5 protein-coding genes are annotated in these 12705 nt (G+C 43.2%); 3 read left to right on the forward strand and 2 right to left on the reverse strand.

Annotated features, from left to right (window positions below):
• Positions 1-38: 38 nt before the first annotated feature.
• Positions 39-3479, reverse strand: coding sequence for a hypothetical protein (locus VUI23_RS16570; protein ID WP_342805042.1), 3441 nt, complete (start codon positions 3477-3479; stop codon positions 39-41).
• 73 nt (positions 3480-3552) lie between these two features.
• On the reverse strand, positions 3553-4935 hold the full coding sequence (locus VUI23_RS16575) for a malectin domain-containing carbohydrate-binding protein (protein WP_342805043.1): 1383 nt from the start codon (positions 4933-4935) through the stop codon (positions 3553-3555).
• A 406-nt stretch (positions 4936-5341) separates the two neighbouring features.
• On the opposite strand from VUI23_RS16575, the gene VUI23_RS16580 reads away from it, so the two are divergent.
• From VUI23_RS16580 to VUI23_RS16590, 3 genes are all read left to right on the forward strand, one after another.
• Positions 5342-7957: a family 16 glycosylhydrolase gene (locus tag VUI23_RS16580; RefSeq protein WP_342805044.1), complete on the forward strand. Its 2616-nt coding sequence runs from the start codon at positions 5342-5344 to the stop codon at positions 7955-7957.
• Between the two features lie 108 nt (positions 7958-8065).
• The gene (locus VUI23_RS16585) at positions 8066-11032 is read left to right on the forward strand and encodes a TonB-dependent receptor (RefSeq protein WP_342805045.1); all 2967 of its coding nucleotides are present in this window, start codon (positions 8066-8068) and stop codon (positions 11030-11032) included.
• 105 nt (positions 11033-11137) lie between these two features.
• The gene (locus VUI23_RS16590) at positions 11138-12697 is read left to right on the forward strand and encodes a tryptophan halogenase family protein (RefSeq protein ID WP_342805046.1); all 1560 of its coding nucleotides are present in this window, start codon (positions 11138-11140) and stop codon (positions 12695-12697) included.
• Positions 12698-12705: the final 8 nt, after the last annotated feature.

A 12705-nucleotide genomic window follows, 5' to 3' on the forward strand; every position in this document is an offset into this window, starting at 1 on the left:
GATATCTATATCACGCAAGTACAGCGGTGAATCCAAATTTAGCTAAACAATTGCTGTTTAGTTAAACTCAGGTCTATTTTTCGGATTTGCCCTGAACGATCGAACAACATCTGACTTTGTTGTTTAGTTAGGCAGTTTTGCTGCAATCTTTCAATCTTGCCATTTGCGTATTGAATGCAAATCTCACCGTCCCCCTGCTCTTTCAAATGATATACAAATGGTACCTGACACCAGGTAAATCCTAAGCTTTTGCAAGGTAAAGCCAGCTTTTGCCAGTTTCCGTCTATATCGAGGTATGTAAAGTTTGTGGCATCTGCAGAAAATTCTTGGCTGCGCAATAAAGCCGGATTGAAACTCACTTTACCATCGGCTACATGCAAGCCAAACTCAGCAAATCTGGTGAGAATTTCCTCTTTTACTTGGCCAGTCATTCCAGGTTGTTGAGCACCTGCATGTTTTGGCGTATGTGAGTATGGGTCGGTAGGGAAAGCACCATATTGTTCAGGGGTTTTGTTAAAGCCGATACCTTTACGCACTTGATAATAAAGTTCACCTAAGCGCTTAATTAGGTGCTCACTTTGCTGCTCTTCAATTGCCTGAAAGAACTGCTCTTTTACCGCAAGTAATAACTTCGAAACCATGTGCCAATAGATGCTACCAAGTCCTTCAAAGCCAAACATACCACCTGATCTACCAGTAAAGGCATTGTGCTTAAATACATCTTCATAGACAGCTAAAATAAGATTTTTTTCAGCCCCTAGTTGTTCGCCGTATTGCAAAACCAAAGTATCAATTAAGTCGGCAACATCATTGGCATTTTTGAGATCTGCACTAAATCTTAGTATCCCTCGATTGTCTAGCATAATCAGACGCTCATCGTTGTTGGCTAACATTTGTTGGCAAAGAATTGATTTATCTAATGCACCTTTAGGTATTTTATTTTTATCTAAGAATCGACTTTGTGCTCTATCGGGATACAACATGAAGGTTTGCTGGTCCGCACGGTATATGTCTGAATCAAACAACGCATCTAATACCGCTATGGCTTCCTCACCTTTAATTGCACCGCTACTAAGCGCCGCAACCTGACCTTCTAACATGGGATAAAGATGCCCTACTTGTGAACATTGCGGTTCCAGTTTCAACACGTTGTAAGCATGATATAGCCCGTTTTCAGCACGATTACTTTGAATACTATGGTCTATAGCTAACAAAGCATCATCAATAAGGACATGGATTCGGCGCATCACCTGAGTCGTTTTGCCAGTAAATCCCTCAGCTTGATAAACGCGCTTGCGATAAGCTTCTGCGGCCAAGCCAAGGCGCTGCATCATCTCAAAACGCGCAGTGTTTGAAACCGAACCTTGGGTTATTTGTTGCGCGATAGCGTGTAAAGCATCGCAGCTATCTAATAACCACTGGTTCACTTCCAATGATAATTGCACGTCTTGCTGCTGCTCAGCGATAAGCGTTTTAAAGAAATGTAAGTAGCGACGAATGTAATACAAGGTGACCATGGATAAACCTTGCCCCACTAATGCATTATTCGCATCATTCCATTCTGGTCGCTGAGTATTAAGCCAGATGCCTCCGTCAATGACTAAATTGCTGAGCTTAGACAACAAAGGAACCAACAACTTTTCGACTAAATTAACTTGGTAAACTTCACCACTTTTAGTCAACACCAATTTGCCATCCGATCCCATCGCCTGTACTCGTTGCTCAATCTTTGCAGCTAACTCTTCATCGTATGAAACGGTATCTTTCGCATTCGCCAATAGCGCGTCAAAATCCTTAATCCGATATGGCACGTTTGCATAACTGAATATGTCAGCAGCTAAAAGTTGATTGAGTTTTTCGGGGTGGAACTGCTTTGACAGCTCTAACATTTTCAGCAAATAGATAATTTGATGATCTCCCCAGTAGCCAATATAGCTCCAGGGATCATCCGGCTCTTCCACTTCCCAATCGATTCCCTGTTTGGTAATTCGGTAAGGGTTATAGCCATCCATTGTTGAGGCATTCAAAAACTTGGCGATGACACTTTCAATAAACTGCGGGTAGCTGAAGGTGAGCGATTCCCAGTTTTGAAAAATATCCCGCCAATTGCCTTGGTAGGAAAGCAGTGGATTGCCCTGTTTATCTTTTAAATTGATCGCAAATTGATTCCAAGGGCGGCTTGGATCACCATGGCGGCGTCCAAAGGTAATAGGTAAATATTCAAACGCCAGCCTTTGCAGTTGCAGATCACCCACCTGCTCTACTTCCGCTATTAATGTTTGCACAGAGAATTTATCATCCAGAGCTGCGAGGAAATTCTGATTGGCGTGGTAAACCCCTTGATTAAAGGTTTTCACCGTTTTAATAAAATCGTCTTTTGTAATCAGATATTGATCATTAAAAATACCGCCACGCAATACATTGAACAAGGTATTCGCATAGTGGTGAACTGACACTTCTTCTTCGTTGGTTTGCTGAAAACCATCACTACTGGCCATAATTCTAGCAAGAGCATCACTGCCTGCGGCAATCGAAGAGCTTATTTTGCTTTGCAAAGTACTGGGAGAATTTAACTCCTCAAGTAAAGCAGTAACTTGTTTTTGGTCTTGTTCAACGTTTGCGACTAACATCCAGCTTTTATGCTGAGATGGCATTAGTTCAAATTTACTATTCACCAAATATGCGCCACGAACTCCACGATAAGAGGATTCAGTCACGATTTTTTGTTGATTTTTGAAACTGTTAATTTGCTCTTCCGATAATAAAATATTTGGTTCTTGCAAGCCTAAGCAAAACACCACATTAGCTCGCAACGACTCACTAGGTTCAGCTCTGTCTGTAATGCCTGAATATAAAGTAAAAATGCCGGTTCCAGTGTGTTCGTCAAGTTCATTAAACTTATACGCATCGACTAAATTACTTGACTGAGATTGGGTAAATCGTGGGGTGCCAGCGGGCAAAATGTTGAGCAACCCATCAAGCATTTCAGCGTTCACTTGCTGTTCTGAAATGTTTTCTATCTCAGCGATGCGACAGAATCCGTATTCGTCGCTAGTAGTCCAGGTATAGCGGAATACCAATTGCAAAGTATGATTTATTTCCTCAAAACACAGCTTATTACCCAAGGTATTTTTGTAAAGGTTACGGCTCAGGGAGTAATTGTGTTCGCGCAGATAATTGAACGGTTCCCAGTGATTAACTTTGTCATCCAGAATGATTTTAAACACTGTTTTACACCCAGTGTGATGACTGCTTTCATGGATTTTGTCTACTGTAACATACGGAAACAAGGCAGTTTCAGGAGACACGCGCCCTGCGGTTAAGCCACCAGTTGATGAAACAAAAAGCCAATGGTCGCTATCGGATACCAAACTAATGAAAAAAGCCGGCATTTGATCAACATTTTCAATTTTGTAATAACGTTCACCGGCCAAATTGACAAATGAACCATTAATCTTTTGGTTTATCGTATTTTTCATATTTTTAACTGCTTTGTTAAGTAAATTGTTAACCGGTGTCGCCACCCATGATTAAAAAGTTGAAGATCTATGATTACTGTTCCAGCTGATAAATTCGAACGTAGTCGACTTCCATTTTCACAGGGAAGATACTGTCATCTATTGGCCCACCAGCCCTTCCCCAGCCCCCCCCGATAGCAAGGTTTAGAATGATGTGATAGGGATGATCGAAGGGCCAGGCTTGCCAACCTTCGCCTTGATTCGAATAGTAGAAATAGGGAATATCATTGTATGCAATAATGATATGCTCTGGTCCCCACTCCAGAGAGTAAATTTGGAAGTCGTTATTGACCTCAGGGCCAACGTCGATACTGGCTTTTCGTTGCTCCCAGTTAACCCAATAGTATGCTTTGTTATGCACAGTTCCGTGGATATTGTGAGGGTCGTAACCAACATACTCCATAATGTCGATTTCACCGGAGTTAGGCCATGCGTCACATTCGTTATTGCCTTGCCATTCGCTATCAGAACTGCATTTGGTAGCGTATTTGAAAGCATCACTAGGTAACATCCAGATTGCCGGCCAGGTGCCTTGTCCCGCTGGTATTCGAGCACGAATTTCTGCCTTTCCGTATAGAAAGTCACCTTTGTCTTTGGCGTGAATTCGCCCCGAGGTATATTCTGCATTTGCAAACTGCTCTTTATGGGCTTCAATAACAAGTACACCGTCTTCTACCCGCACATTTTTCAATCTGTTAGTGTAAGTTTGATCCTCATCATTTACTTTACGAGCAGGCCAAATATCATAATTCCACTTTTCAGTATCTGGCGCGCCTGAATAGTTAAATTCGTCCCCCCAAACCAATTGCCAATGCTGTGGATCTCGTTGTTTACTGCGGACAATAATGGCATGTAAAACAGGTGCATTTTTAACCCCTTCTAGGACAATATTCAGTTCACCATCTTGTACCTTAATATTCGGTATAGTGCGCACTAGCGCTGATAATTTTTTACCATCTCTAGCAACGGTTATATCAAGGTTTTGTATTTGATTTTGCCCCTCGATGTTAATGTTGAACAGCCTATCCGATGCCCGCATATCTGTCGGCTCTGCGAACTTTAAGGTAACGTCATAAATGCCATTCTTTACTGCTAGAGGAAGGTTCATATCGCCTATACGATAGGTTTCGAACAACCTAGGATCTTGAGTTCCTTTTATTCCTTTTGACTGTCCTTTAGTATTTGCGACTGTAAACGTATCGGCTTGATAAAGAACCCCGTCCTGTCCAAGGTACTCAGGACCGCCAACATTAATCGCATGTACTACTGAGGCTGCAAAAACCTCAGATGCCCCTTTGGGCGATGCTGGTTGAAGATTATTTTGTGTTACTTGAGAATTTGTACACCCTGCACCTACCCATATAAAGGAGCATGAAAAGCACAATATGATAAACCGCGAAAAATGATAACTTTTCATACACAGCCCTTGTTTAAATAACGTTAAATTATTAAAAATTTGTTGCTAACTGTATGCAAACTTTTGCGGCATGCAACGTAAACGAGGTAAAGCGGACTAGTGAGACGGCCAACTGGCCTCATCCCCAGCGAAAACCCCAAAAGCCTTTAAAATAGCGGCTTTAGAATGTATTTGCGATTTATACCCAGCTCTCAAAATTGGTATAATTAGTGTATAAGTCCGTTCCATCTCCTACTAGTCCCGCCTTATCGATTTTCGCCCGCAGATTATTAACCTTTGTGTTACATATCAAATCAGGCAATTAACATCTGGTTTGGAATCTGATAATTCACTGTGACGACATAACGCAGAAGCATCGGATTAATAACCAGTCAAAATCACTTTGGTTTTGTTTTCGGAGAACACAATGAGAATAAAAAGCGTAAAGCACACGACGCGCAACTTGTCTCTATCTGTAGGTGCCGCTATCGCGATATCTTTAACTGGTTGCGGCGGTTCTAATTCAGATACAGATTTAAAAGCAGTTGATACGTCCGCGCCAGTCGAAGACTGGGTGATGATTTGGAATGATGAATTCGATGGGGATAGTATCGATTCAACCAAATGGAGTCATGAAGTCAATTGCAGCGGAGGCGGGAACAATGAACAACAATGTTACACCGACTCCTCTGAAAACTCTTTTGTCGCAGATGGTATGCTTAATATTGTCGCAAAACCTGCCGAAGAAGGTGCCGAACTACCCTATACGTCTGCGCGATTAAGAACGAAATATAAGGGTGACTGGACATACGGCCGCTTTGAGATGCGCGCTAAATTACCCTCTGGACAAGGTAGTTGGCCGGCATTTTGGATGTTACCTACCGACGAAGTTTATGGCTCTTGGCCCAAGTCAGGTGAAATCGATATTATTGAAGCGGTTAATTTGGGTGTAGTAGATGCCGACGGTAACGAAGAAAAATATGTCCATGGTACTTTGCACTATGGTCGCGACTGGCCGCAAAATGAATCATCCGGTAAGGAATATCTTCTGCCAGATGGTGCCAATCCAGCTGATGACTTCCACACCTACGCCATAGAATGGCAAGAAGGCGAAATTCGCTGGTATGTCGATGGCTATTTGTATGCAACTCAAATGGCTTCAGAAGTGCGTTACAACAGTAAAGGAGAAGCCTCTGGTTTAGTTCATCAAGGTTGGTTCTCTGAATACTTCGATATTGCCACTGGTGAAAAAGAAGTACATTGGGACGCTGCGCCATTTGATCAAGATTTCCACATTCTACTCAACTTAGCAGTAGGTGGAGATTGGCCTTCAAACGTAAACAACCTAGGTATCGATGAAACCGCATTTGCCAACGGACAAAGTTACATTATTGATTATGTTCGTGTTTACGAATGTTCAACCAACCCGATGACGGGTAAAGGTTGCGAAACAGTTCGCGGTGGTTATAAAGATGAAGATGATGCTTTGGTAACAGGCAAGGCTCCGATTCCTGAACCTCCTTCAACAGGAGTGGTTCAAGAACTCACCGTTTTTGCCGATGCGGCCAATCCGGATTGGCCCATTTGGGATTGTTGTGGTGGCTCTACTCCTACTATTGAGACCGATGACGCCGAGCATGGTGCAGTGGCTGAATTTGTGATTGGAGCTGCGCCTACAGTGATGGGTTTTAACACAACCTTACTTGATACGCCTGTGCGTTTTGATGCATCCCCTATGTTAACCGCTGGTGCTTTAACTTTCGAAATGAAAGTTGTTTCATTGCCAAGCGACGCTAACGCGGTGTGGAAATTTAAAATTGAAAGTAACAGTGCTAGTCAGGCAGTTGAACTCGATATCACACAGGACGTTGACGGAAATCCATTGACTGCAGGTACATGGCAAACCTATTCATTTTCTATGCAAGATTTGGCAGATGCAGGTTTGGATTTAACTGGTATCGACGTCATCATGATTTTCCCTGCATGGGGAACAGGTGAAGGCGCGACTTATCGTGTAGACAACGTAAAATTTGCCATCGACTATCCTGAACTGGTGTTATTTGCGGACCAAACCAATATGGAATGGCCCCTGTGGGATTGTTGCGGCGGATCAACACCTGTTGAAGCGATTGATGATGAAGAACACGGCACAGTTGCAGAATTTAGCATTGGTGAAACGCCAACGGTAATGGGCTTCCTATCTGGCGACGGGGTAAAATTCGATGCTAGTTTGTTAGAAGCCGTTGGTGTAATCCAATTTGAAATGAAAGTTGTCACAGGTGCTGCTAACGATACTACGCCTTGGTTGTTTAAAGTAGAGAGTAATGGTGCAGCACAAGCTGTAGAACTGGACTTATCTGCCAGCAACGAAGGGGTTGCCCCAGTAACAGGCGAATGGCAGACCTACACTTTTAACTTACAAGATTTGGCGGATGCCGGCCTTGACTTAAGCGCTATTGATGTGGTCATGATATTCCCTGCATGGGGTGCAGGAGAAGGCGCTGTTTACCGCGTCGATAATGCCAAGATATTCAACCCACCACCTCCCTCAATTACGCTTTTTGCTGACCAAGAAAATGCCCAGTGGCCAATGTGGGATTGCTGTGGTGGTTCAACACCAACTGTTGAAATAGATGGGGATGCAGCACATGGAGCGACGGCTGAATTCCAAATCGGTGCAACGCCAACGGTAATGGGCTTCTTAGCAGAAGATGGCGCAGAGTTTGACGCAACAACCCTATTAACAAGCGGGGTTATTCAATTCGATATGAAGGTAATTGCTACGCCGAGTGAAACTACAGCTTGGGTGTTTAAAGTGGAGTCTTTAGGCGCAGAAACCGCTGTGGAATTGGCCCTTGAAGCGAGTAAAGAAGGCGAAGTTCCGGTAACCGGCGAATGGCAAACTTACACATTTGATCTTCTGACTCTTTCCGACGCGGGGCTGGATATCAGTGCTATCGACGTCTTAATGATATTCCCAGCTTGGGGCACCGGTGACGGCGCAATTTACCGCATTGATAACGTAAAGATTACGTCTGAATGATAGCTCGAAATAAAAACTAATTACTGCTTACTGGGTTTTGTGTCTACACAAAAAGATATAAAGCCCAAAGGGTTTACACAGAATAAAGAACAATTAAGTAGGGCAACTATGAAACATATGACCTTCAAGAAAAAATACTTAGCTGCGTCAATGTCTATGCTTTTAGGTGGGGTTTTAGTACCCGCCGCCAATGCACAAGAAGACGCTGCGGTTTCGCAAGATGATGTAGAAGTGATTCAAGTAAAGGGAATTCGCGGTTCATTGTTACGAGCAATGGACATTAAACGCGATGGACAAGGGGTAGTTGACGCTATTTCTGCTGAGGAAATGGGGAAATTTCCAGATACCAATATCGCTGAATCTTTGCAACGTATTCCCGGCGTGACAATCAGCCGTAAAAATGGTGAAGGTAGCCAAATCACCGTCCGAGGTTTTGGACCTGATTTTAACTTGGTCACCTTAAATGGTCGACAAATGCCAGGGACAGGAAACACCCGTTCTTACGATTTAGAGAATTTGTCTTCAGACGGTGTGAGCGCACTAGAGTTATATAAAACCGGACGCGCTGACGTTCCAAGTGGTGGTTTAGGTGCAACAGTAAATATTATTACCGCCAAACCCTTGAGCAGTCCAGGCTTAAAGTATGTTGTGTCAGCCAAGGGCATTTACGATGAATCGAATGTAGAAGGTGATGATATAACGCCTGAATTGTCAGCTCTTTATAGCAATACTTTTGCTGACAATACGTTTGGTGTGGCAATTTCGTTATCAATGCAAGAACGTAACTTCCAGCAACAAAGTGCAAATGTTCCGGGCTGGCAAGCGGATCAATCTCTTGGCACAACCACTGACTTTATTGATTTACGCCCTGACGCGAGCAGTTTAGAAGAAGATACCATAGACGGCTCATTGGAAGACGGGAAAGCTGGCCACACCTATTTACCTCGTCAAATCTCATACAATATTAATAATGTAGAACGGACACGTGTAAACGGCATGGCGACGCTGCAATATGCGCCACGTGACGATATGACTTTCACTTTAGATTATGTCTACTCTGAATCAGAAACCGCCACATCTGGTCAAGGATTTGGAATTTGGTTTAACTTCGGCGGAAACATAAATTCGTACGAGTTAGATGAGCGAGGTTCGGCAATTAGCTTAACTGAATCAAGCAACGATTTTGCCCACTCAGCTAACGTTGAAACACTGTTAGTAGAAAGCGACTCCATTGGCTTTAACTTTGAATGGCAAGCTACTGATAACTTTCATGTTGAGCTTGATTACCACGACTCTAAAACCACAACAGATAACGGCGCAGATAATGGCACAGGTCACTCTGGCAACGTGATTTTAGGGCCGAATAACATAGTGACAAAAACCTATGATTTCTCTGGTGGCGGCGTCCCGCAGTTTGATATCACCTGGCCGAATGGCGCAGAAGAAGCCGATCCGGGTGATTTTGATCCCCTTTTCGCTCAATTTGGACGTGCAGAAGGCAAGTCAACCATTGAACAAATCCAATTAGATACTGAGTGGGTTAACCCCAACGATAGCTTCCTGACAAAAGTGCAATTTGGTCTAGCCAACACGGACCAATATTTTGGTGGATACTCTGCCAATAACGGTAATGTTGGACCTAATGGTTATAATGGAAACCAAGCCATTTTCCCAGATAGCATGTTCACCCGAACCGATACCGGCGACTTTTTAGATGAGTTTTCAAATGGCGGGAGTAACCTCGTCACTAACTATTACTATACCTTCGATTATGCAGAAGTGATTGCTAGAATGCAGGACTATTTTGGATTTTCAACTGACCCTCTTAATCCTGATTTTGGTACCAATAGCCGTGCAGATTTAACAGAAGAAACCCAAAGCGCCTACCTATCTGCAGATATGTATTTTGAAATTGCAGATATGCCTTTGGATGTGAATATAGGCGTACGTTATGAGCAAACTGACGTTACCAGCTTAGTGTTACAAGATAGCGTGGAAGACTACCTAGTTTGGACAAACCCCACTGAGTGGCAAATGCGCTATCGTGCAAGTGATGGCGGTACTGTGACCTATACCGGCGAGCATGATGTAGTGCTACCTAATTTAGACATTAAATTAGAAGTTACTGACGATATTGTTGCTAGATTCTCTGCCAGTAAAACTATCACTCGAGCACCTCTTGGCAACTTGATAGGCGCGAGATCTCTATCAGGAAGTCCCAAGCCCGGCGGTCGCACCGGCTCTTCAGGGAATACCAACCTACTGCCATTTGAGTCCACTAACTTAGATTTCAGTTTTGAATATTACTATGAAGAAGGCAGTTACGCGTCACTTGGCTATTTCCGCAAAGACGTAAAGAACTTTATTCAAAATACCTTCACTACTATCACAGTTGATGGCCTCCGAGACCCGTATATTGGACCAAGGGCTATTCAAGCTGAAGCAGATTTAGTGGCTAATGGCATACAAGCTACCGATGGCGCGATTTGGCAACAAATCATTGATAATGGCGGCGGCGTAGATGACGATTGTTGTGAAACTCAAATCGTTCGCCAAAGTGACGACGATCCGCTAGTTGAATGGCTAGTCAGTCAACCGTCAAACGGCGAGAAAAAGATGGTAGACGGGATTGAATTCGCGATTCAACATTTGTTCGGTGAAAGTGGCTTTGGCGCTGCCTTTAACATGACATTAGTTGATGGTGACGTGAACTATGACACTGAAAACTTCTCGGTACAGTCTCCATTAAATGGGCTAAGTGATTCAGCAAACGTCCAAGTGTTTTACGAAAAAGACGGTTTATCGGCCAAGCTCACTTATGCATGGCGTGATTCCTACCTAATTGGTATAGGTCAGGCACAAGGCACAGCTGAAGCGCCTCCACAGTTTTTTAAAGAATATGAGCAGTACGATATGAGCATTAACTACGATGTTAACGACAATCTAACCGTATTCTTTGAAGGGCTTAACTTAACCAATGAAACCGAGGAAGGTTACGGACGTTATGAAGAGCAATTCTTGTTTGCTCGTCAATACGGTACCCGTTATAACTTTGGTGCGCGCTATTCATTTTAAGCGCAAATAAGCAAGAAAAAGCCGTCTTAGTGGCGGCTTTTTGTTATTATTTTGTAAATTTACATTTAATATAGAATCAATGTAAAGCGTGGCTGGGAGTATAATTTGTCAACTAATCAAATTCGCAATGTTGTCATCGTAGGGGGTGGCACAGCCGGTTGGCTCACCGCTGGCGTAATTGCCGCTGAGCACATGGCTCATTCAGAACAAGGTATATCAGTTACCCTAATTGAATCACCAGACGTGAAACCTGTGGGTGTGGGCGAAGGAACCTGGCCAACTATGCGCGGAACCCTGCGTAAGATGGGTGTTACCGAGACCGACTTTATCCGCTGCTGCGATGCCACATTCAAACAAGGTGCTAAATTTGCTAAATGGGTGACCGGAGCAAAAGATGATGCCTATTACCATCCACTGGTTTTGCCTCAAGGTTATGAACAAATTAATTTAGCGCCATTTTGGCAACAGCAAGCTGCGCATATTCCCTTTGCCGATGCAGTGTCATTTCAGGGGCAAATATGTGAGCGAGACTTAGCACCAAAACAAAACACTACCCCAGAATTCGCCCATGTTGCCAACTATGCATATCACTTAGATGCAGGTAAATTTGCGGCGTTCCTACAACAGCATTGCACTGAAAAGCTTGGAGTCAAACACATACTTGATACTGTAATCGCAATTAATAGCCATGAAAATGGCGATATTCGAAGCTTATCAACGAAACAACATAATGATCTTAACGGTGATTTATTTATCGATTGCAGTGGATTCCATGCATTATTAATTGGTAAACACTATCAAATACCATTTATACACAAAAAGGACATTTTATTTAATGATGCCGCACTAGCGGTACATGTGCCTTACCCTGATGAACAAAGCCCGATTGCCTCGCATACTATATCTACTGGACAAAGCGCCGGCTGGATTTGGGACATTGGTTTACCTTCGCGTCGCGGTGTTGGCCATGTTTATTCCACAGCACATATCAGTGATGAGCAAGCTGAATTGGAATTGCGTCAGTATATTCGTGAAAGTATTGGCAATAAGGTTGATGAACTTAATGTTCGTAAAATTCCCATTGTGCCGGGCCATCGCGAAACCTTCTGGCATAAAAACTGTGTTGCTGTTGGTTTATCGGCTGGATTCTTGGAACCACTGGAAGCCTCCGCATTGGTATTAGTGGAATTGTCTGCGGCGATGATCAGTGAACAGCTTCCAGCCAATCGCAACGTAATGGATATAGTCGCAAAACGATTCAATAATAAATTTCGTTATCGCTGGGACAGAATCATCGATTTTCTAAAATTGCATTATGTACTGACCAAACGTACTGATTCTGATTATTGGATTGACAATTGCCGAGCTGAAACTATTCCTGAGGGGCTCACAGAACTGATGGAATTGTGGCAACACCAATCACCATGGCACAGTGATTTTACCCAAACCGATGAGGTATTCCCGTCAGCAAGTTATCAATATGTATTATACGGAATGGGCTTTAAAACTCAGCAGTCTAAAACGATTAGACGTTCTGATAATCAGCAAATTGCGCTGGAAAATTTTAGAAAAAACCAGCAAATGACAGAAAAGTTACTCAGAGGATTACCCACCAATCGGGAACTGATTAACAAAATTCATCAATATGGATTGCAACGAATTTAGGTTTAAGT

The sequence above is a fragment of the Alteromonas sp. M12 genome (assembly GCF_037478005.1).
Classification (GTDB): domain Bacteria; phylum Pseudomonadota; class Gammaproteobacteria; order Enterobacterales; family Alteromonadaceae; genus Aliiglaciecola; species Aliiglaciecola lipolytica_A.